We start from the raw sequence: 21,998 nt of genomic DNA, 5'->3' as shown, positions 1-21,998 counted from the left end.
TAGTTGAATTAGAGTGAAACTATTAATAATAAAAAAGACCGCTTTTATAGCGGTCTTTTTTTATGAGCGTCACGTGTCATTGTGAATTGCTTTATCTAAAAATATGCTATCGAGAATGAAAACCTAGCAAAGCTTCAATTTCTTCAATAGTCATATTTCTAACGAGCGCTTGCTCTTCTACCGACAAACGATTGGTATGTTCTTTTATCATCGTATGGATGCTACGAGAGATCTCAGAGGTCGTTGCATAATACATTTGCGGCTGTTCTTTAGTAAGCGTCATCAAAAACTTATTGACGATTTTGCGCTTTTCTTCCGGTGCATTTTCTTCAGTCATAGTATTCTCCTAGAAGTGAACCATTTAAGCAGCGAAGGTCATAACAGTCAATGAGACGTGTGTAATGTCAGTGATAAGATAGCATTAATATTTATAGTCATTCGTTGTATAATTTATAAGATTCATATAAAATGAATTTTATAAATATCTCCTTATATGATTGAGAAAGCAGTCATGCAATCCATCAATTTACCTAGCAAGCCACCAAGCTCTCCGCATCCTATTCTTAATTTAAGCTTTCGCATTTTTTTTAGTGCTGCGGCAGTATTTGCGATAGTGATGATGGTGCTGTGGTCATTTGTATTTACTGGACATACTGATATTGATGCGCAGGTTTTAAATCCGTTGTACTGGCACGGCCATGAGATGATTTATGGTTATGCTTTGGCGGTGGTCGCAGGGTTTTTGCTGACAGCGGTAAAGACTTGGACAGGGGTGATGATGCCGCATGGTTACAAGTTGCTAAGCATTTTTAGCTGCTGGTTGCTGGCACGTCTTAGCTGGTTGGCTTTTGGGCTGGGTATAACGATTGCGGGTAGCAGTATATCGTTGTTATATGCTGCCGCAGTGTTTGATTTACTGTTTATCGGTTCGATGGCTTTTGTGATAATTCGAGCAGTATTGCAAGTAAAGCAATATAAGCAGATGGGTATTTTAGCCAAGCTAGCACTATTAACGTTGGGCAATGGCTTGTGTTACTGGGGTATTGTCAACGCAGACATGAGTACGACCAGAGTAGGTATCTACTTGGGTTTTTACTTAATTATCGGTTTGGTATTGACGATTGGTAGGCGGGTTGTACCATTCTTTATTGAACGTGGTCTTAGTCTGCCTAATGCGGCAGGTGTCAAAGAAACCGTCAGTCTACGCAATAGTAAAGTGCAAGATATTGCCAGCCTATTGTTCTTTTTGGCGTTTTTTATTGTTGATGTGTTTTATCCTAATCCGTACTTGCTTAGTGTTACCGCGTTTGGGGTAGCAGTGGTCAACATCGTACGCCTAGTTGGTTGGTATCACCGCGGTATTTGGCAAAAGCCCTTGTTATGGTCGTTATATATCGCATTTATGGGTATGTGCTTAAGTTTTTTGCTCTATGCACTGCAGCCATGGTTAGGTTACGCTCACAGTATTGCTATGCATGGGTTAGCGATTGCAGGTGTTGGCATGATGACAGTTACAATGATGACGCGAGTATCGCTTGGACATACAGGACGCAGTATTCATCAGCCACCTAAGACTGTAAATATCATGTATATCTTGATGGTACTGGTATTTATGAGCCGTGTGCTACTACCGCTCGCTGATATGAGTCATTATCTGTTATGGATTATGATCGCTCAAGGCGCATGGATTGCCTGCTTTGTGCTATTTTGCATCAGCTATCTGCCGATGCTTGCACGTCCTAGACCCGACGGTTTATTTGGATAATAAAGGTCGAGTGATAAGATATGGCAATTAGGTTTGAATGGATAAATTTTTAAGCAATTTTAATTAAATAGGAGCGCAAATACATGCGACTGACCAACTATAGTGATTATGCACTGCGCTCGTTAATTTACTTAGCAGTGAGACCAGAACCTGAGACGCTAGCAAATATTAGCGATATTGCCAGCAGCTATCATATTTCTAAAAGCCATTTGACCAAGATCATTCATCAATTGGGTCAGCTAGGTTATATAGAAAGTGTGCGCGGCAAAAATGGTGGTATTCGGTTGGCTTATGCGCCAAAAGACATCAATTTGGGTGTATTGATCAAACAAATAGAGCCTGACTTTGATTTGGTTGAGTGCTTTGCTACAACCGGAGATAGTGATAAACAAAAGCCTCGTGCAGAAGGATTACCGATTACTTTTATCAGCGAAGAAGGCAGCAAACCCATCGGTTGTGTGATTACGCCAGCGTGTCAGCTTAAAGGCGTGTTTTTTGAGGCACTAACGGCATTTATTACCGTTCTCGAAAAATACACCTTGGCAGATGTTATTGATAATAAGGATGAGTTGAAGCAATTTTTATTTTCATAAAATCAATAAAAAAGCTCAAAACCAGCGATTTAGTGTTACTGATTTTGAGCCTAAATCTTAAACATTCGAACGTATCACTGTTCCAAACAGTAAATGATTTAATTTGCAATTAGTGATTAAAATTAATGAGTGAGCTGCTCTATCTTACGCGAGCCTTGTGGCTGAATAGGGCGGTTATTACCTTCGTATAGATCAGACATAATCGCAAACTGATCACTAGCAAGGGTTAAAGGCTTTTTACTAACATACCATTGTACTTCTTCTGAACATGGCGGCGTCGTCAGTGAACCACTATAATGATAGAAGGTAGGCATGACAGGTGCTAAAGCAGATAAGTCTACGCCGTTAGCCGTGTATTCATCGTCGTTTTGAGTTGTCAGCTCAGTGCCGTTTAGTAACACCCGTAGCGCGTCATTGGCCTCACCAATTTGCAACATGATACCCACTACAGCAAGATTGCCTTCGCTATTGGCATGCACAAAATGGATCTCGCCTGGGTAGTTCTGACTACCAAATTGATGCTCGCTTGGGGTATGGTAATGAAACTGCTTGAGAACATAGCGTTCATTGTCTAATACAATAGCATTGTCTTCAGTCGTTGGCGTATAGACGACTGTATGTCCATTGTCATGAATGCGAATGTTGGTCGATTGAGCATAGTTAATGACAGGCGCAGCTGAGCTACTGGCGGTAACGTTTGTAATGTTGATGGGCGATTGCTGTTTCCCAATCTTGCAGGCATCAGCGCCTTTAACATCACCCCAATACTCGGGACCTGTATTACCTTCGTATGACCACTTATGATGATGGACACCACCATTGCCTTGCGGTGTAACTACGGTCACATTGGCATCAGTCGGCTGATCTGTCAAAGCCTGCTGATTAGAGGTACAAGCAGAAAAACCTAAAGCGCTTACTGCCAGCACAGCAGTCGCTAAATAATGACGATTCATATTACAGTCCTTTTTATAGTCAAAATGTCCATGTTACCGTTAATTCAAAAGTGAATGAACGATAAGGTATGTCTGTTAAAGCTTAAAAAATTAAGACTTCTCAAGCTTAGGGCGTGCTTTTTCAATCGCTTTTAATAATGCCTTTTCAAACCCACCAACTTCAAATGTGATCAAGCTTGAGTGGGCAGCACAGAAATTATGAGCATCGCGCCATTGATGAGCAAGCTCGGTCGCCCAGTCGCAATATTGTTTGCCAGCGTCTGGCTCATCTTTAAGCGCTTGCTTGGTTGTAGGATGTAAGAGGAGCTCAGGTAATACCGCCTCAAGCACCTTTGCTGGTGGGCTCATAAAAGTATCATCTACATGCAAACTTCTGCTGGCAGGATGGTAAGCCAATAACGAGCCTGCATGGATTTTTTCGTTAGGGGAGATATAGTAGATACCTTGAGATAAAGAAAATTTGAGCTCCGGATAACGTTCGGCTACTGCATCACTCTCTACTAAATCGTCAGCCCATGGTATTTGGGGTACTTGTTTGTGGTGGCGACGACTACCATAAAATTCGGCTTGCGGAAAATCTTTTGCCATCTGCTCACAATGTACGGTATGAAAAGGATGAAGATTCAACACAGCTTCGACATCTTGGCCATCGTTGGTCAAGGCCATGACTTGATCTCGCACATCACCAGTCAGCTCGTAGCTGTCCAAAAAGACAAACTTGCCTGACTCCAACTTTACGAGCGAGCACTGGGTACCTATGTCAAGCACACCGCCTAAACGAAAAGATCCGCGTATGTTCCAAAATCCTGCACCTAGATTATAAATTTTATCTGCCATCTTTATTGCCTCTTATTGTTTAAAGATTGATGTAATGGTTTATCAAAACAGCTGCTAGCTTAACTGTCGCTACATTATTTTTAGAGATTATGAACTCAAGGGTTGCTAAAGTCTGTTATAGAAGGGATGTGGAATGTATAGATAGTTTAAATTAAAGCCAGTTAAGCAACTAAAGTAGAACAAGGTATAGTTATAACAATGAGCGAATGGTTTTAGAGCATTTAAAAAGTATGTATCGAAACATTTGGTTAGCAGTGCTTGACAGTATGTACCAGCAATTGGTATAAAGCATCTACCTAAACGAATATAGACAGACAAATGCCTACATCATCAGACTCGACCCTTAAAAAGATATATGTTAAAGATTATCGCTCCCCGCAAGCGGCGATAGACCACGCTAAGTCTATCGGCGGTGCTCGGATTATATTCCCCAATGGCGACTATCCTTGTAGTTTGGTAATTGATAGTCCGAATATTGAGCTATTTAGTGAGGGTAATACCATTTTACGGGCAAAAACACCTTCTACTGTCGTTGACGTACAGGCAGGCGGAGTAAACTTCGTCCTAGATGGATTTGATATACGTGGTCAAACCTTACGAGATGAGCTTACCTCTAACAGAAATGGCACGCACAAAAACACCAAAGCTCTGCACTGTATTCGCATTCAAGAGCGCGGCGCTCGTCTCAGAAACTTTAAGACAAGTGGCGCACGTTATGATGGTATCTACCTTAAATATAATGGACAGATTGACTTTGAGGCTCAGGACTTCTTAATTGGATCAACTGCACGAAATCCCGTAACTATCGTTGCAGGACAAGGGAGTAGGTTTACACGTGGTAAAGTTAGTATTGATAATAGGTTTACATCGAAACAAGGCAAATTGATAAGCGGTCTTTATTTATTTGACTGTGAACCCAATAATATTAATGATAAATATCGCGACATTAAGTTTACAGACGTGGTCTTTGAAAATGCTGGCACGCGTTACGGTAACAATCAAGTTATCTTTCAAGACACTAATATAGGCAATTCAAATGATTTGGGTGTGTACTTTGAAGACTGTGATTTTATTAAGTCTGGTACAGCTACTGGATCTGCTTATGTACGCCTCAAAGCTAATGGAAAATTAAAGGAATTTAGTAATATTCATTTTAAAAATACGCGCCATCAGTTTAGAGCCATGGCAATTGCTAGCGGTCGCGAGCTATTACTTAGAAATTCGTCTTTCAACGATGTTGTTATTGATGATCGAAACCTAACGTTTGCTATTAAATTATCATCTGGCACGGTTGTTAATAATGTGCGCACAACAGCTGATAAATCATCGGCTAAATCTAAAGCCCCAGCTGTCCGGACATCGTTAAATAAGCCTGTCAACTTGCTCTTAGATAAAAAAAGCAATGTCAAGGTTACAGATGTTCCAGGGTACTAAAGTCAAAGTGCTGAGCAATGTAAGTCGCCTTGAGCGGCTTTTTTTGTGTTTTAAGAGTGGATAGAATCATTCGTAGTGTATTAAATGGTTCATCAATGCGATAGATAGTGAATAGTGGTATATTTAGAATACAAGATTGCTCCTGTTTAAGGACCAAAATTACATAACATTTTGCATCTTAAGCTTAACTGCCAGTGTGATACCATGATGCGCTTGTCATAATGACTATAAGTTTAGGCTTTTGTATATTTATAGCCTGTTCCTACCACCCACGCCGATATCATGCGCGTATAACATAGTCAGTAACTTTGTGAATCACATACCAGATAACGCCTCAACGAATAACACGTCACATGACAGCGCAAATCAAACTGTCTCAGCGCCCTCATCAGTCATGCCACCTACTTCGCAGCCCAGTCCGCCGTCTTGGGTGTTGAAGCTAACTGTTGGTTTGATTGGGATGTTTGCTTTTTTGCAAGTATATTCTATTCAAGCAGTCTTACCTGTACTGATGGTGGACCTCGCTGCCACCGAAGTACAAGCAGGTATGGTCGTTGGCGCGACAGTGATGGCGATTGCTATTATGTCGCCATTTTTGGGAATGCTGTCTGATGCTGTAGGGCGCAAGTCTTTTATCGTCGGAGCTTTGTTGTTTTTGGCGATACCGACAGCGCTTATAGCCCAAAGCCCAGATATTGGCTGGATGGGTCTGTGGCGGTTTATTCAAGGCTTGTCAGTACCTGGTATTACGGTAGTGACGATTGCCTATATTGGTGAGGAGTTTGAAGGACGAGCAGTCACCGAGCTGATGTCATTTTATGTCTCAGGTTCAGTGCTTGGCGGTTTTTTGGGACGGTTCTTGCTTGGGCATTTGCATGAGCTTATAGGCTGGCGTCATGGCTATTATGTGATGGCCGCGATGACATTGGTCGGTGCATTATGGGTAGGTAAAATGTTGCCTTCATCACGCCAGTTTGAGGCCAATCCAAACTTCCGCTCAGCCATGCAAACATTAGGTGAGCATCTGACCAATCGCTACGTAGTGACAGCTTGCTTACTTGGCGCGTGTGTGTTGTTCTCTTTGGTAGGCTGCTTTACCTTTATCAATTTGCATTTGGCCAAGACTCCATATGAGCTAAGTACTGGACAGCTTGCCAATATCTTTGCTGTGTACCTAATAGGCGTGGTCATTACCCCATTATCGACTACTTTATTACGCCGGTTTGGCGCAGCACGAACGGTGCGAGTTGCTGTGATAGTGTCTATGATAGGGGTGCTATTGACCTTAGTATCACCGCTGTGGGGTATTGTTATTGGACTTGCTGTTATGTCGTCCGGAGTCTTTATCACCCAAGCTGCGACCATCAGTTACATCGCAGTCAATGTCAAAAAAGGGCGCAGCTTGGCTTCTGGTCTATATTATATGAGCTATTATGCAGGTGGTACGATAGGAGCTTGGCTATGCGGTATTGTTTATGCGCGTGGTGAATGGCCAATGACAGTATGGCTGTTATTGGCCTTGCAGATTCTTGCATTACTCATAGCAAGCTTTGGTATGGTTAAAACCAAGTTTCGTACTGCATGAGCCTCGTACTGTTTAAAACAAGTCTTGGCTAACATATTGTGGTAGGCAGTGGAATTACTATTCTCGAATGCTGAGTATCGTCATGCTTACGTGTGCACGCTTTACATAGTATGGGTTTTTTCTTACTATCAATAAGTAATCGGCTAAAAAGCAGATTTTTAAAAAGTAGATACCTCAAATAAAGTAAGCTTTTATCCAGATAGTAGTCTGCTTCTAAAAAGTATAAACACGACCGCACTCAATTATTTATAGTAATAAAACGTTCACGATAACGACAAACAAGGAAGTCTCATCTATGTCAAATATCTATGATAGCGCACCATCAGCCTATGAATTTCCGTTACTTATTAAACAACTACTAAACCGTGCCAAGACCGTCTCATTGGATCAAGAGATTATATATGCGGACAAAAAGCGCTTAACTTATAAGGATTTATTTACCCGCATTAACCGTTTAGCCAATGTCTTAGCAGATTTAAATCTCGATGCAGGTGATGTGGTAGCGGTTATGGACTGGGATAGTCATCGCTATCTTGAGTCTTATTTTGCAGTACCTATGTCGCAATATATTTTGCAGACGGTCAATATCCGTCTGTCCCCAGAAAAAATTCTTTATACCATTAATCATGCCAAGCCTAAAGTATTGATGCTCAATTCTGAATTTGCGCCTTTGGTTAAAGATTATCAGTTTGAAAACTCAAGTATTGAGCATATTATTTGGTTAGATGACAATGGTGTGTCGCATGAAGGTGTCTTTGGTGGTAATCAAAGTCGCGTGACAGGTGAGTATGAAGCGTTATTAGCAGCGGCTGACACTACCTTTGACTTTCCGGATTTTGATGAAAATACTATTGCCACAACCTTCTATACTTCAGGAACGACAGGTGATCCAAAAGGCGTGTTCTTTAGTCATCGCCAATTGGTATTACATAGCCTAGCGGAAGCTGCGTCACTTGGTATGCTGCCCAATAAGCAAGGCGTCAGCTACGGTGATGTCTATATGCCGATGACACCGATGTTCCATGTCCATGCCTGGGGCTTTCCGTTTACGGCCACGATGATTGGTTTAAAGCAAGTTTATCCAGGACGTTATGCGCCCGATACTTTGTTAGATCTAATCATTAATGAAGAGGTCAGTATTACCCACTGCGTACCAACGATATTACAAATGGTACTCAAAGAGGCGCAAGATCGAGATGTTAGCTTTAATGGGCTAAAAATGATCATTGGTGGTTCAAGGTTAACAGAAGGCTTGGCTAAGTCGGCATTGGCACAAGATATTGAAGTATATACAGGTTACGGAATGTCAGAGACCGCACCACTTATTAGCTTAACTGACTTTAGCCTCAATGAACCTGATATGACTGAGGAAGAAGACATTAATCGCCGCTGCATGACGGGTAAGCCAGTATTGATGGTCGATGCACAAGTCTGGAGCACAGATAATAAGCCAGTAGGTGTCGGTACAGAAAATACTGGTGAGCTGGTATTACGGGCACCTTGGTTGACTCAAAGCTATCTTAAAAACAATGACGCAGGCAAGGAGCTGTGGGAAAATGGCTACATGCATACCCAAGACATCGCTTACGTCAAACCTGATGGTTATATCAAAATAACTGATCGTCTCAAAGATGTCATCAAATCTGGTGGGGAGTGGATCTCATCATTGGAGATTGAAACCATTTTATCATTGCATCCAGCAGTAGCCGACGTGTCAGTCATCGGTGTCCGTGATAAGCAGTGGGGAGAGCGCCCATTGGCGTTAGTAGTCTTAAAACCTAATAAGCAAGACACTAGTGCTGATGATATTATTGCAGTTGCAGAACAAGCGGTCAGTAAAGGTATTATTCCTAAATATGGTGTACCAAGCGAGTTTAAGTTCGTTGATGAGCTGCCTAAAACCTCTGTTGGTAAGCATGATAAAAAAGTGATGCGAGAGATGTATGCCAATCAGACACAAGTTTAATTGATATTAACTGTAATCACATCGCAGTTTATGCGCTAAACAGTTGACCTTTATTACTAGCTCTGCTACATTTTAAACCGATACTTATCAAACCGATACACTATGTATTGTTTTTATAGGTATCGGTTTTTTGTTTCTGGCAGGGAAAGCCAGGGCAACCATACTTAAGCAGTCATATAAATTTGCTATATTATACTTATAATATATACAGCGACTCTTCCAACTTCATCAGCTATTTCATATAGCATATATAGTCGTGTTGCATCACATTTCGTTTACGCTAAGGATAGCCATTATGAGCGAGCAAGCTACCAATATAGATTCTAACCAAGCCTCTAATAATACCGATATCTCTGTGCAAGATTCTACTTTTGCTGATATTTATAGTGACTCGATCAATGATCGAGAGCAGTTTTGGGCAGAGCAAGCAAAGCGTATCTACTGGCATAAAGAGCCTGAGCAAATTCTTGATGACAGTAATCTACCGTTTGCTAAGTGGTATGTCGGCGGCGAGACCAATCTTTGCTATAACTGCGTAGATCGTCATATCCCCGAACGAGCCGAGCAAGATGCTTTCATTTGGCTCTCATCCGAGATCAATCAAGAATTGATAGAGACTTATCCAGCAGTCGTTGATGCCTTTAAGGACTTAGGAAATAACGTTGAGTTTTATACGGACTATACCAAGCGTCGCTTAACCTATAACGATCTTTATAAAGAAGTCAATTACTTCGCGGACGTGCTACAGCGTCATGGTATCGAGAAGGGCGACCGCGTCGTTATTTATATGCCGATGATTTTGGAGGCAGCCTATGCCATGCTTGCTTGTGCTCGTATCGGTGCGGTGCATTCGGTGGTGTTTGGTGGCTTTGCGGCGCATAACCTCGCCATTCGTATGGATGATGCTGAGGCCAAAATGGTCATCACTGTCGATGCTGGCCTACGCGGTGGTAAAGTAGTCAATTATAAAAATCTTGTCAATCAGGGGGTTGAACAAGCAAGCATAAAACCTGAGCATGTACTGGTAGTCAACCGCGGAGTGTTGCCGTTTAAACCACAAGACATCGATGTAGATTATGCAACCGAGCGCCGCATCAGCTGTGAAGCCGGTGCTGTGGTGGAGCCGGTGTGGCTTGAGTCAAATACGCCCTCTTATCTGCTTTATACCTCTGGGACGACCGGTACGCCAAAAGGCGTGCAACGTGATACGGGCGGTCATGCAGTTGCCCTGACTACCTCAATGGACTATATCTACGATGGTAAGGCGGGCGAGACCTTTTGGGCGATCTCGGACATTGGCTGGGCAGTTGGGCATTCTTATACTATCTATGCGCCATTGCTGGCTGGCATGACCAGTGTGATGTATGAAGGCTTACCGCATCGTCCAAACCCCGGTATCTGGTGGCGAATTGTAGAGGCCAATAAAGTCAATATCTTATTTACCGCACCGACGGGTGTGCGTATGCTCAAAAAGCAGGACGAGACTTGGATGACCCGCTATGATGTCTCAAGCGTTAAGTCTTTCTTTTTAGCAGGTGAGCCCCTTGACGAATCAACGGCCAATTGGCTGACCAAGCATTTAGGTGTGCCAATTTTAGATCATTATTGGCAAACAGAGTCTGGCTGGCCAATTTTGAGCAATACGCCCAAGTTTGATCACAAACCACATAAACAAGGCTCACCTGGCTATCCCATGTATGGCTATGATGCCCGCGTCCTCAACGAAGAGACAGGCGAGCCGTGCGGTGCAGGTGAGAAAGGATTGCTAGCGATTAGCGCGCCATTGCCACCGGGTTGTCTCACCACTGTATGGCGCAATGATGAGCGCTTTATGAGTAGCTACTTTGGTCTATTCGATGGCAAGCAGTACTCAACCTCAGACTATGCGGTAACTGACGAAGATGGCTATTTTTATATCTTAGGACGCACCGATGATGTCATCAATGTCGCCGGTCACCGTATCGGTACCCAAGAGATTGAAGAGGCGATCAGCACCCATCCAGAGATGGCTGAGTGTGCGGTCGTGGGCATACAAGATGAGCTAAAAGGGGAGTTGCCAATTGCCTTTTGTGTGCTAAAAGATCATGAGCAAGTCGCAACGACCGAAAACCGTTTCCGCATTGAGCAGCAGGTCATCGGTGCAGTAGTAAAATCCCTTGGTGGCATCGCAAGGCCTGCCGCGATTTATTTCCCGCAAGCCCTACCAAAGACTCGTTCTGGCAAAATCCTACGCCGCGCTATTCGTGCACTGGCAGAGAATAAGCCTACTGGCGATATGTCAACGCTTGACAATCCAACCGCGATCGATGCCATTAAACAGTCTATGAAAGGCTATTGATTGAAATGAAAGGATAATTTGTATTCGCTAGTTATAAATAACTATTTTAAAATCATATAAAAGCTCATGAGTCGTCATGGGCTTTTTTTATTGACTCAACTAATTTATCAACGAAAAGAGTTAACGTTACCAAAATTTCAACAAAGCACTTGACCCCAAAATTGATTTGTTGTTATAGTCAATAACGATACAAAATAAATCATTTTAAAATAAAACGACGTTAATAGTAAACTATTGCGCCTAATACTTTTAAGCTTAGTACTTTTAATAATCCCAGACGCGTCTAGCAGCAGTCTTAAAAACAAGATAAGGATATCTTATGCATCATGTTCAGCAACTCATTAATGGACAATTTCTCAAATCAACAACCAATGAATGGCTTGATATTACTGATCCAGCCACACAAGAAGTCATTGCCAAAGTCCCACAAACCACTGACGATGAGATTAATCAAGCAGTTGCAGCCGCCCAGACGGCTTTTCAAACATGGCGCAAAACGCCAATTACCACGCGTGCGCGTATTTTTCTAAAGTATCAACAGCTGATACGTGAGCATATGGATGAGCTGGCAGAAACCTTAACTGCTGAACAAGGCAAAACCATTGCTGATGCCCGCGGAGATGTGTTTCGTGGTTTAGAAGTGGTCGAGCATGCAGCAGGCATTGCTAACTTGCAGATTGGTGATTTTGTTGAAAACGTTGCCTCAGGCGTTGACACTTATAGTGTTTGGCAGCCACTAGGCGTTTGCGCTGGTATTACACCGTTTAACTTTCCAGCGATGATTCCGCTATGGATGTTCCCAATGGCGATTGCTACGGGTAATACTTTTATCTTAAAGCCGTCCGAGCAAGACCCGATGGTGACCATGCGTTTGGTAGAGCTGGCTGTCGAAGCTGGCGTACCTGAAGGGGTACTAAATGTGGTACACGGCGGCAAAGCGACGGTTGATGCCATTTGTGATCATCCAGATATCAAAGCGGTTTCATTTGTCGGCTCGACCGCCGTTGGTAAGCATGTCTACGAGCGCGCCAGCAAATCTGGTAAACGTGCCCAGTGTATGATGGGTGCCAAAAACCATGGCGTTATCCTACCTGACGCCAATAAAGAACAAACCCTCAATCAGCTAGCGGGTGCTGCATTTGGTGCGGCTGGTCAACGCTGTATGGCACTGTCTGTTGTGGTATTGGTTGGTGCAGCTGGTGAGTGGATTGACGATATTAAAGCCAAGGCTGAGGGTCTTGTAGTATCAGCAGGTAAGCATGATAAAGACTTGGGTCCACTGATTTCTCCAGCTGCAAAAGCCCGCGTCGAGCATTTGATTGATACAGGGGTAGAAGAAGGCGCGAGCTTATTACTTGATGGCCGCGGTATTACTGTCGAGGGCTATGAGAAAGGCAACTTTGTAGGGCCTACTATCTTTGATAACGTCACAAGTGATATGCAAATCTACAAAGAAGAAATCTTTGGTCCTGTACTTTGTATCATGCGTGCAGCGAGCCTTGATGAGGCTATAGAGATGCTTAATGCCAATCCGCATGGTAACGGTACGGCTATCTTTACCCAATCAGGCGCAGCGGCGCATAAATTCCAGCAAGATATTCAGGTCGGGCAAATTGGTATTAACTTACCGATTCCTGTGCCACTACCGATGTTCTCATTCTCAGGCTCACGTGCCAGTAAGCTTGGCGATCTTGGTCCTTATGGTAAGCAAGCGGTACAGTTCTATACTCAAACCAAAACCGTTACGGCGCGCTGGTTTGACGATGAAGCAAGCCGCGGGGTGAATACTACTATTTCAATTTAATCGTTTATTCCTTGTATTTGCGGTGTCGTGTTAATCTTGTTTGGTATGTTTCTTACTATTTAAGCATAGTTTAAGCACAGTTTTACGATTGTCACGATGTCGCTGTTATACTGTATGAATGACAACGATATAAAACCTAATTCACCATATTTGCAATGCATGCACAAGGATGACCCTATGGACTTTTCATTAACGGATGATCAAATCGCCTTTCGCCAAACCGCTCGGCAGTTTGCGCAAAAAGAGCTCAAGTCGAATGCCGCTGAATGGGACCGTACCTCGCATTTCCCAGTTGATGTGATTAAAAAGTCAGGAGAGCTTGGTTTTTTAGGACTCTATACCAATCCAGATTATGATGGCTTAGGGCTACCGCGCTTAGACTCTGCGATGGTATTTGAAGAGTTGGCATGGGGCGATACTTCAGTGGCTGCCTATATGAGTATTCATAATATGGCAGGTTGGATGATCGGCGAGTATGGCAGCGATGTACTATGTAAAAAGTATTTGCCAAAAATGGTCAGCGGTGAGTGGCTTGGCAGCTACTGCTTAACAGAACCCAATGCTGGTTCTGATGCAGCGTCATTACGTACCAAAGCCGATAAGCAAGGCGACTATTATGTGCTGAATGGCGAAAAAACTTTTATCTCAGGTGCAGGCTCGACCGATGTATTAGTAGTTATGGCGCGTACAGGTGATGCTGGGCCAAAAGGGGTTTCAGCTTTTGTTGTAGACGCGGACAGTGCTGGTATTGAATACGGCAAAAACGAGCATAAAATGGGCTGGAAAGCGCAGCCGACTCGTGCTATTAGCTTTAAAGACGTCAAAGTGCCAGCAGAGAATTTAATCGGCGAGGAAGGCCAAGGCTTTCGTATTGCGATGAAAGGCTTAGATGGCGGCCGTATCAATATCGGTATTTGTGCCGTTGGTACCGCGCAATCAGCGCTAGAGACCGCGACCAATTACGTACAAGAGCGTAGTCAGTTTGGTAGCCCAATCGCCAGCTTACAGTCAGTACAGTTTAAACTTGCTGACATGCTCACCCAAACGATTACTGCGCGGCAAATGCTTTATCTAGCGGCTAACAAAGTCGATAACAATGATGGTCAAGCTTCTACCTACTGTGCGATGGCAAAACGCCTCTCCACTGATCTTTGTTTTGAAGTTGCCAATCAAGCCTTACAGCTACATGGTGGCTATGGCTATTTGAATGAGTACCCGCTTGAGCGCCATGTACGGGACTTGCGTGTCCATCAGATTTTGGAAGGCACCAATGAGATCATGCGGGTGATTGTCTCGCGTCAGCTTATGCAAGATGATGCATTGAGTCAGTTGCGTTAATCGTAGTACGCAACTTTTTTATGGCAATATTTTTATCACGGTATTTTAAGTTCGCTATGGTTTTCTATATCTATTTTACCTAGCGCTTAACCAATAAATCGTACCAAATTCAGATAAAATAAAGGATTATTTATGACGGATTATACCAATCTCAAGTTATCAATTGACGGTCACATTGCTACCGTAACACTGAATAACCCGCCAGCCCATACGTGGACGATGGACAGTCTGCCAGCGTTCAAACAGCTGGTCACTGACCTCAATGCCAATGATGATGTTTATGCCTTAATTATCCATGGCGATGGTGAGAAATTCTTTTCAGCAGGTGCGGACTTAAATAATTTCTCAGACGGTGATAAAGGTCGTGCGATTAGCATGGCCATCGCTTTTGGTGAAGCGTTTGAAGCGCTATCAGCGTATCGTGGTGTGAGTATCGCAGTTATCAACGGCTATGCAATGGGCGGTGGACTTGAGTGCGCGCTGGCCTGTGATATCCGTATCGCAGAATCGCATGCACAAATGGCCTTACCAGAGACCGGCGTGGGACTTTTGCCATGCGCGGGCGGTACGCAGAATCTGCCTTTACTGGTTGGTGAAGGCTGGGCGAAGCGTATGATATTGTGCGGTGAGCGTATCGATGCCGATACTGCATTACGCATTGGCTTAGTCGAAGAAGTCACGGCAAAAGGTGGAGGTTTATTAGCGGCACAAGCATTAGCGCAAAAAGTCGCTAAGCAATCACCCGTTGCCGTCACTTATTCTAAACAGCTTATCCAAGCCGCAAGAAATACCCCGCCTGCACAAAACCTTATCCATGAGCGCGAAGCTTTTGTTAAGTTGTTCGATACCAAAGATCAGCGCGAAGGCGTGCAAGCGTTCTTAGAAAAGCGCAAGCCTACTTGGCAGAATAAATAAACACAATAAATCCATTTTTATTCTAATATTCTTGTTTTCAAACTTGATAGGTCGATTTTATGACAGCGACGGATAATATTAACAATCAAAAAGCCGTAGAGACAAGTACTCAAGACGCGCCCGTATTATTTGAGACCGAGTCGACAGACTGTGGTCATCTGATTGGCATCATGACACTCAACGCACCCAAATCTCTTAATGCGCTTAGCGTTGAGATGTGTCAGTTACTAGCCCACCAGCTGGAGCAGTGGGAAAGTGACGATCAGGTAGTGGCACTCATCTTAAAAGGAGCGGGCGATAAGGCGTTCTGCGCTGGCGGTGATATTCGTAAGCTGTATGACAGTATGTCTACCAGCGCGCCCTTACCCAATCCTTATGCAACTGAGTTTTTTAGCCATGAATATCGCTTATATCGGCAGATGCATTTTTATTCTAAGCCATTAATACTCTGGGGTGACGGTATTATTATGGGCGGTGGTATGGGGCTGATGGCTGGTTGTAGTCATCGAATGGTGACTGAGCGCACCCGATTTGCAATGCCAGAAGTCACCATTGGACTGTTCCCTGATGCTTCTGGCAGTTGGTTTTTGCAACGTATGCCAGCGAAGACAGGGTTGTTCTTAGGATTGACAGGTGCGATGTGTAATGGCAACGACGCACTATTAGCCAATCTTGCAGAGTATGCCGTTGCCAGTAGTGATTATGACGCCATCATACAAAGTTTAAAACAGAGTGATTGGCAAGCAGCAGCTGATAACACTGATAAATGTCATCAGCACAGCGCTCATAGTATTGCTAACCGTGCATTAGCTGCGCAATCAGGTGCTAAATTACCTGCTAGTAAACTGGCGACGTACTGGCAACCTATCCAGCAGTTGATGAACAGTGGCGGACTGGGGGATATCGATGCGCTCCTACAAAGCGATGAAGCACTCGCAAAATTAGATGAAGACTTTGCTAGTGACAGCTGGACGCAGCGCGCAGTGACTACTTATCGTCAAGGCTGTCCTGTGACCGTCGCTTTGACTTATGCGCTTTATCATAAAGTTACGGACTTATCGATAGAACAAGTTTTGTATTTAGAGACCAATGTGGCAGTACACTGTGCGGCCAATCCTGACTTTAAAGAGGGCGTACGCGCATTATTGATTGATAAAGACCGCACGCCTCACTGGTCGCGCTCATTAGCAGACTGTCTCAGCACAGAAGGACAAGAATACATACATCAGCATTTTGTAAATCCTTATGCTAAAGGTGAGCATCCTTTGGGCGATTGGTTGGGTGATAAGGCCTTGGCTAGCCAGCTTGTGCGATGAGAGCTTGTAGACTCATTATAAGAATCAGGTATAAATTGAAAAACGCAAAACTATGTATAGCACTGTCTGCATATATATGTAAATAATAAGCAATCATCAAGGAGCGATGAGATGGGTACAAAGGATACAGAGTTGAATAATAAAGAATCAAACAAGGCTACTACGTCTGACAATAACACTGATAAGCCAAATATTGCCTTTATTGGACTTGGAAATATGGGCGCCCCAATGGCAGAAAACTTGTTAAAAGCTGGTTATACGCTATCAGTCTATGATTTGTCAGCAGACGCCACTCAGCGTCTAGAGCAAGCAGGTGCTAGCATCGCAGATAGCCCTAAGAGCGCTGCGAGCAATGCACAAGTTGTCATCAGCATGCTACCCGCTGGTAAGCACGTGCATTCTGTCTATCTAGGCGAAGATGGAACCAACGGTTTGCTTGCAGAGTTACCCAAAGGTACGTTGGTCATCGATAGCAGTACCATCGCTGCGGCTGACGCAAGATTGGTGGCAGAGGCAGCAAGTAAGCTTGGGGTAGACTTTTTGGATGCCCCGGTCTCTGGCGGTACGGGCGGCGCCATCGCTGGTAGTTTGACTTTTATCGTTGGCGGCAGCGTTGAAGGATTTGCTAAAGCTGAGCCGATACTTGCCGTCATGGGCAAAAATATTTTTCATGCAGGCGAGCATGGCGCTGGACAAGTTGCCAAAATTTGCAACAATATGCTACTAGGGATACTAATGGCAGGGACGGCAGAAGCGATCAATTTAGGGGTCAAAAATGGCTTAGATCCCAAAGTATTATCAGATATCATGCTGCAAAGCTCAGGGCGCAACTGGACGCTCGAAGTCTATAACCCTTATCCAAAAGTGCTAGAAAATGTTCCTTCTAGCAATGGCTATAAAGGAGGATTTATGAGCAAGCTTATGCAAAAAGATCTTAATCTTGCCATGCAAACTGCAAAGGATACTGAGGTTGAGACGCCGATGGGCGCTAAGGCCACAGAGCTTTACGAAGCGCATGCACGCGATAATGGCGATAGAGACTTTTCTAGTATTATGGCCTATCATGATCATTCAGTATTGTCTTAAGTCTATCTAGGCGTTTTAAGACAATATATCGCTTATCGATATATTAGCGCACAAAAAAGGTCTTCATTATCATTATAGTGAAGACCTTTTTTATGCAAGACATAAAAGCTAACTTTGTAATTCATAAACCAAGGCTTGTATATCCTGCGCTGCTGTCTGTAAGCGCGGTACATGTTCGAGTAGCTCATCGAGAGACACTCGTACAGTAGGCGCATGCACATACAAGGAGGCCAAATACCGCGATTTTTTGTCTAGGATGGGTACTGAGACTGCCACCATCTCTGAGATAAATTCTTCGTTATCTACGCCGACTCCCATTTTAGCGATACGATCAAGCTCAGTGTTTAAAGCATCGATATCTATGATGGTGTTCTTAGTGAATTTATTTAACGTCAGATTACTCAGCATTTTACGACGGCTTGAAGCCGACAGCTGGCTTAAATAAAGTTTGCCAGTAGCCGTACACCACATAGGAGACTTGGCGCCAACGGGCAAGTATATTTGTAGGGGCAGTGTGGTTGTCACGCGATTGGTGTAGACCATGTTCATATGATAAGGGATACCGATACCGCAAGTTTCTTGAATATCCTCGACCAGTTTTTGCAAAATAACTTCACGCTCATTGAAGAACTGACGCTGTTGCCATAATGCCACGCTTAAGTTGCGCACTCGCTTACCAGGAATGATACCGCCGCCAATATCAACAGCCACAAACCCTTCATCAACCAAATTTTGAATCAAACGATGAATCGTCGGTTTCGGTATATCAAGCTCTTGAGAAAGCTCAAGCGGAGAGATAGGTTTGGGTGCATAGGATATCTTTTCTATGATCTCTAATACACGCGTAATTGAAGACACTTTAGGCATATAGGTAGCTTAATAATAAGTGGTAAATAACATGATGTATCGCACGATTAGACACACTAACGACTTATGGCGAATATCATAGAACAAACGCTATGATTTATATTATAAAAGAAAATAGGCTATAAATGTCACAGGTATCACAAACTTTTTTTGAGAGCAACTATTGATACATCATCTGACAAATCACAACAAACAGAAGTAATAAACTATATAACCATTATTGTATTAATTAATCGAGTAAGACATTATGTTTACATACTTTGCAGCACTGTTGCACAAGCTTTTAGTATTTAGAGAGTATGTATACATACTTATAATTACTTTGAGCGTATCTTGTAACGGTAAAGCGATTTTTTACAGGTTAGTGTAGCAATTATTACAATTTCTATGCAATCTTTACATAATGGCAAATAAAATGCCTCTATTCAGGGGTGACTTTTAAAGCCAAAATTGTTTTAATCTGCTCAACAAAAACGGTTGTTTAAAATACAAAAGAAATAATCGTTTTTTTGGGGCTAGTTATTTCATATCTTTAGGAGAACAAACATGAAACTTATTAAACTAACTGCAATTTCTGCCGCTGTTCTAGCGTCATCTGCTGCTTTAGCCGCTGAGCCTGTAATCGTTGTAGATGATACTCAAGCTGCAACTGCAGATGCTGTAGTATATGAAGCTGAGCCAGTAGCTGTTGCTTATGAAGCTGAGCCAGTTGCTTATGAAGCTGAACCAGCTCCTGCCGCTTATAACAACGACGCGGGTATCATCCGTAACACTACTGGTGCTATCTTCGGTGGTACTAAGACTCTATTTAACACAGCTATCAACCCAGCTGCAGTTAGCGCAGAAGTTGGTACTTTAGGTTATGGTGCTAACGTAGCATGGAGCATCAACGACAAGACTGAACTACAAGCTGGTTGGGCAGGTGGCGATGTTGCTGACCTTTTTGGCGGTGATTTCGATGCTGATGATGTCAACTATGATGTGGATGCTGACTTTAGCAACCCATACCTAGGCGTACAACTACGTCCTGCTGGTAACTGGTTCACGATGGGTGCTGGTGTTATTGTCCCTGATAACGATATTGATGTAACTGCTAATGCTGAAGGTGATTTCTTCGAACTTGATGGCATTCAGTATAATGCTGCTCAAACTGGTAACTTAGAAGGTAGTTTAGAGCATCGTAACAAATTAGCGCCATATGGTACTATTGGTTTCCGTCCAAATATCGGTAATAACTGGGGTGTATTTGGTGAAGTTGGTGCAGCATATATGGGTAAAACGGACGCTACTGTTCGTTCAACTAACCCAGATGCCGATGTTAATTACACAGACGCACAAGGCGAAACTCAGTCTATTAAAGGTAGTGAAGTTGCTAGCATCGCTGAACGTGAGCTAGAAGATAAAGATTGGTTAGAATGGTTCCCAATCGTTAAAGTTGGTGCAACTTACCGCTTCTAATCTGATGACAGTCTCAGTACTGTTGTGAGAAGAAAAGTAAGTGTATAAAAAACGACCCTAAAAAGGGTCGTTTTTTTGTCTGTAATAAAGTAATTGGATTAATATAATGTGAAAATCTTAATAGCTTATCAATGTTTAGAACCTTAAAATATTATTACCGTTTGATAAGAAAACAAGATAATGATCTGATAGGGAAGTGGCTGATTGTCGGTCAAGGTAACAAGCGTCTTATTTTGTTCAAGGTTAGTGACGATGTCAGAGATGAGATGTTGGTAGTTCATTCCAAGCCCTTGTGCAAGGGTATGATGGTTGATCTTGATAAAGCTCTCTTTTACTTGCCAAAGTAATTTGACCACGGTATCACGCTGATCTAATGGTAACGCTTGTAGTAGGGTGATTTCGTTAGGATGATAAAAACGCTGGGCTACGTGCCAAGCAACTTGATTGGTCTCTATGTCAATACCGACCATACGTTGATGGCTAATGACCACTGCAACGCTAGCATTTGGATTGTCATTACTATTATTGGCACTGCCAGTACTTGAATGGCTAAAGCACACATAGTAATTACTACTATTAAGACGATAAGGAAACTGGGCTTCGTTTAACGTATCATCGATTTCTAATTTGGCGAGAAGCTCTTGCAGTAATCGTCGTACGCCCATGCGTTGCTGTCGACGTTGTCTTTGGGCGTTTTTTTGTACGGATGAACCATGAGTAGGTAGACGGTATTGCCATTCAAGAGTGGAGAAGTTGATAGAAGAGGCATGTAAAGTATCGGCTATTGACAACCAAGGTAGCTCATTCCACAAGCGTAGACTGATAGGGGCGCTCACATAAGCGGTTGCGCACCACGTCGTGGGACTGAGCTGCGTATATTGAGTGTCATAAAGATGCGGAATGTGCATAATTTATAGATCAGGTATTTAAGAAACAAAGCGTTTGGCAAAATTAATATAAAAGCCCAACAATGTCACTCTTGTTGAGCTTTTGATATTAGAATATTTTTAGTAAAAATATAATAATTGTGTCTACTAAATCTTAGTAAGAAAGCTCAGCACGGCGGTTCTGTGCATAGGCTTGTTCGGTAGTACCAGCAGCAGCAGGACGCTCTTCGCCATAGCTAATGACGCGAATGTTGTTAACGCTAATGCCTTGAGCTGCAAGGTAGTTACGAGCTGCTTGCGCGCGGCGCTCACCGAGTGCCATATTGTACTCACGGCTACCACGCTCATCAGTATGACCTGCAATCACAACACCAGCGGCAGGATTTGAGCTAAGCAAACTTGCATGTTGGTTTAGTACACTGGCAGCTTGTGGAGTGATCTCGCTGCTATCAAAATCGAAATATACCACCGCTTGTAAGTTTTCTGCGCCAGTTACGATAGCACTTGAATTGTCTACGACCACAGCGCCAGTATAACCAGCTTGACCACCTGGGATACCTAAAGGAGCCACAACGACTTCTGAAGTAGCGCGCTTGGTTGCACAGCCAGTTGTTAGGGCAACAGCGCCTGACAATAGAGCAAGGGTAGCGATTTTTGCAAAACGGCTGCTGGATACTGAGCTAAAATAAACTGACATAATAAACTCCTAAAATTTTGATAGAATTGTTTTTTTTGGAATACTTACCATAAAGCTTAGGCATAAATGCCCATAGGAAAGTCAATGTTACGTTATGTAAATAACATTACCGTAAATCATGTCAAAATTTGTCAACTATTACAATACGCTTTTGGCAAC

The 21,998-nt window shown here is 43.1% G+C and carries 18 protein-coding genes; 12 read left to right on the top strand and 6 right to left on the bottom strand.

All coding sequences use genetic code 11. The annotated features are described in order from the left end of the window. Positions 1-106 precede the first annotated feature (106 nt). A complete protein-coding gene (locus ACS8FC_RS07290; RefSeq protein ID WP_068327145.1) occupies positions 107-337 on the bottom strand; it encodes a hypothetical protein in 231 nt (76 codons plus the stop codon). Positions 338-493: 156 nt separating this feature from the next. On the opposite strand from ACS8FC_RS07290, the gene ACS8FC_RS07285 reads away from it, so the two are divergent. After that, positions 494-1,765, top strand: coding sequence for an NnrS family protein (locus ACS8FC_RS07285; RefSeq protein WP_439296311.1), 1,272 nt, complete (start codon positions 494-496; stop codon positions 1,763-1,765). Between the two features lie 83 nt (positions 1,766-1,848). Beyond that, positions 1,849-2,358 carry an Rrf2 family transcriptional regulator gene (locus ACS8FC_RS07280; RefSeq protein WP_439296310.1) on the top strand — a complete coding sequence of 170 codons (510 nt, stop codon included), beginning with the start codon at positions 1,849-1,851 and terminating at the stop codon, positions 2,356-2,358. 122 nt (positions 2,359-2,480) lie between these two features. Here ACS8FC_RS07280 and ACS8FC_RS07275 read toward each other — a convergent pair whose 3' ends face one another. Then, a complete protein-coding gene (locus ACS8FC_RS07275) occupies positions 2,481-3,311 on the bottom strand; it encodes a carbonic anhydrase (protein ID WP_439296309.1) in 831 nt (276 codons plus the stop codon). A 90-nt stretch (positions 3,312-3,401) separates the two neighbouring features. Continuing rightward, positions 3,402-4,148: a hypothetical protein gene (locus ACS8FC_RS07270; protein WP_439296308.1), complete on the bottom strand. Its 747-nt coding sequence runs from the start codon at positions 4,146-4,148 to the stop codon at positions 3,402-3,404. A 318-nt stretch (positions 4,149-4,466) separates the two neighbouring features. On the opposite strand from ACS8FC_RS07270, the gene ACS8FC_RS07265 reads away from it, so the two are divergent. The 9 genes from ACS8FC_RS07265 to mmsB all read left to right on the top strand — a co-directional run bounded on the left by ACS8FC_RS07265 (position 4,467) and on the right by mmsB (position 17,930). Further along, on the top strand, positions 4,467-5,582 hold the full coding sequence (locus tag ACS8FC_RS07265; protein ID WP_439296307.1) for a hypothetical protein: 1,116 nt from the start codon (positions 4,467-4,469) through the stop codon (positions 5,580-5,582). A gap of 394 nt (positions 5,583-5,976) precedes the next feature. Beyond that, complete coding sequence (locus ACS8FC_RS07260; RefSeq protein ID WP_439296339.1) at positions 5,977-7,167, top strand: MFS transporter; 1,191 nt, start codon at positions 5,977-5,979, stop codon at positions 7,165-7,167. Between the two features lie 295 nt (positions 7,168-7,462). Then, a complete protein-coding gene (locus tag ACS8FC_RS07255; protein WP_439296306.1) occupies positions 7,463-9,133 on the top strand; it encodes a fatty acid--CoA ligase in 1,671 nt (556 codons plus the stop codon). A gap of 295 nt (positions 9,134-9,428) precedes the next feature. Further along, the gene (locus ACS8FC_RS07250) at positions 9,429-11,471 is read left to right on the top strand and encodes a propionate--CoA ligase (RefSeq protein WP_439296305.1); all 2,043 of its coding nucleotides are present in this window, start codon (positions 9,429-9,431) and stop codon (positions 11,469-11,471) included. Positions 11,472-11,790: 319 nt separating this feature from the next. Further along, a complete protein-coding gene (locus ACS8FC_RS07245; protein WP_439296304.1) occupies positions 11,791-13,275 on the top strand; it encodes a CoA-acylating methylmalonate-semialdehyde dehydrogenase in 1,485 nt (494 codons plus the stop codon). 177 nt (positions 13,276-13,452) lie between these two features. Further along, positions 13,453-14,613 (top strand): acyl-CoA dehydrogenase family protein, encoded by a 1,161-nt coding sequence (locus tag ACS8FC_RS07240; protein WP_439296303.1) that lies wholly within the window; start codon positions 13,453-13,455, stop codon positions 14,611-14,613. A 132-nt stretch (positions 14,614-14,745) separates the two neighbouring features. Next, complete coding sequence (locus ACS8FC_RS07235) at positions 14,746-15,528, top strand: enoyl-CoA hydratase (RefSeq protein WP_439296302.1); 783 nt, start codon at positions 14,746-14,748, stop codon at positions 15,526-15,528. 59 nt (positions 15,529-15,587) lie between these two features. Next, positions 15,588-16,844, top strand: coding sequence for an enoyl-CoA hydratase/isomerase family protein (locus tag ACS8FC_RS07230; protein ID WP_439296301.1), 1,257 nt, complete (start codon positions 15,588-15,590; stop codon positions 16,842-16,844). A gap of 111 nt (positions 16,845-16,955) precedes the next feature. After that, the gene (mmsB, locus tag ACS8FC_RS07225) at positions 16,956-17,930 is read left to right on the top strand and encodes a 3-hydroxyisobutyrate dehydrogenase (protein ID WP_439261583.1); all 975 of its coding nucleotides are present in this window, start codon (positions 16,956-16,958) and stop codon (positions 17,928-17,930) included. A gap of 108 nt (positions 17,931-18,038) precedes the next feature. Here mmsB and ACS8FC_RS07220 read toward each other — a convergent pair whose 3' ends face one another. Further along, positions 18,039-18,797, bottom strand: a complete 759-nt coding sequence (locus tag ACS8FC_RS07220; protein WP_299220082.1) for an IclR family transcriptional regulator — start codon at positions 18,795-18,797, stop codon at positions 18,039-18,041. A 546-nt stretch (positions 18,798-19,343) separates the two neighbouring features. Here ACS8FC_RS07220 and ACS8FC_RS07215 point away from each other — a divergent pair. Continuing rightward, positions 19,344-20,255 (top strand): hypothetical protein, encoded by a 912-nt coding sequence (locus ACS8FC_RS07215; RefSeq protein WP_439296300.1) that lies wholly within the window; start codon positions 19,344-19,346, stop codon positions 20,253-20,255. Positions 20,256-20,398: 143 nt separating this feature from the next. On the opposite strand, the gene ACS8FC_RS07210 is transcribed toward ACS8FC_RS07215, so the two are convergent. Continuing rightward, on the bottom strand, positions 20,399-21,163 hold the full coding sequence (locus tag ACS8FC_RS07210) for a 4'-phosphopantetheinyl transferase family protein (RefSeq protein ID WP_439296299.1): 765 nt from the start codon (positions 21,161-21,163) through the stop codon (positions 20,399-20,401). 133 nt (positions 21,164-21,296) lie between these two features. After that, on the bottom strand, positions 21,297-21,839 hold the full coding sequence (gene pal, locus ACS8FC_RS07205; RefSeq protein WP_439296298.1) for a peptidoglycan-associated lipoprotein Pal: 543 nt from the start codon (positions 21,837-21,839) through the stop codon (positions 21,297-21,299). Positions 21,840-21,998: the final 159 nt, after the last annotated feature.

This window comes from Psychrobacter sp. 1Y4 (genome assembly GCF_051847555.1).
This window is presented reverse-complemented; position numbering and strand designations above follow the sequence as displayed.

Excerpts from the sequence above, each read along its gene's own strand:
- ACS8FC_RS07275 (WP_439296309.1), bottom strand. The coding sequence starts at position 3,311 with ATGAATCGTCATTATTTAGCGACTGCTGTGCTGGCAGTAAGCGCTTTA.
- ACS8FC_RS07255 (WP_439296306.1), top strand. The coding sequence starts at position 7,463 with ATGTCAAATATCTATGATAGCGCACCATCAGCCTATGAATTTCCGTTA.
- ACS8FC_RS07285 (WP_439296311.1), top strand. The coding sequence starts at position 494 with ATGATTGAGAAAGCAGTCATGCAATCCATCAATTTACCTAGCAAGCCA.
- ACS8FC_RS07290 (WP_068327145.1), bottom strand. The coding sequence starts at position 337 with ATGACTGAAGAAAATGCACCGGAAGAAAAGCGCAAAATCGTCAATAAG.
- ACS8FC_RS07240 (WP_439296303.1), top strand. The coding sequence starts at position 13,453 with ATGGACTTTTCATTAACGGATGATCAAATCGCCTTTCGCCAAACCGCT.
- ACS8FC_RS07280 (WP_439296310.1), top strand. The coding sequence starts at position 1,849 with ATGCGACTGACCAACTATAGTGATTATGCACTGCGCTCGTTAATTTAC.
- ACS8FC_RS07260 (WP_439296339.1), top strand. The coding sequence starts at position 5,977 with ATGCCACCTACTTCGCAGCCCAGTCCGCCGTCTTGGGTGTTGAAGCTA.
- ACS8FC_RS07265 (WP_439296307.1), top strand. The coding sequence starts at position 4,467 with ATGCCTACATCATCAGACTCGACCCTTAAAAAGATATATGTTAAAGAT.
- ACS8FC_RS07230 (WP_439296301.1), top strand. The coding sequence starts at position 15,588 with ATGACAGCGACGGATAATATTAACAATCAAAAAGCCGTAGAGACAAGT.
- ACS8FC_RS07270 (WP_439296308.1), bottom strand. The coding sequence starts at position 4,148 with ATGGCAGATAAAATTTATAATCTAGGTGCAGGATTTTGGAACATACGC.
- ACS8FC_RS07235 (WP_439296302.1), top strand. The coding sequence starts at position 14,746 with ATGACGGATTATACCAATCTCAAGTTATCAATTGACGGTCACATTGCT.
- ACS8FC_RS07245 (WP_439296304.1), top strand. The coding sequence starts at position 11,791 with ATGCATCATGTTCAGCAACTCATTAATGGACAATTTCTCAAATCAACA.
- ACS8FC_RS07220 (WP_299220082.1), bottom strand. The coding sequence starts at position 18,797 with ATGCCTAAAGTGTCTTCAATTACGCGTGTATTAGAGATCATAGAAAAG.
- ACS8FC_RS07215 (WP_439296300.1), top strand. The coding sequence starts at position 19,344 with ATGAAACTTATTAAACTAACTGCAATTTCTGCCGCTGTTCTAGCGTCA.
- mmsB (WP_439261583.1), top strand. The coding sequence starts at position 16,956 with ATGGGTACAAAGGATACAGAGTTGAATAATAAAGAATCAAACAAGGCT.
- ACS8FC_RS07210 (WP_439296299.1), bottom strand. The coding sequence starts at position 21,163 with ATGCACATTCCGCATCTTTATGACACTCAATATACGCAGCTCAGTCCC.
- pal (WP_439296298.1), bottom strand. The coding sequence starts at position 21,839 with ATGTCAGTTTATTTTAGCTCAGTATCCAGCAGCCGTTTTGCAAAAATC.
- ACS8FC_RS07250 (WP_439296305.1), top strand. The coding sequence starts at position 9,429 with ATGAGCGAGCAAGCTACCAATATAGATTCTAACCAAGCCTCTAATAAT.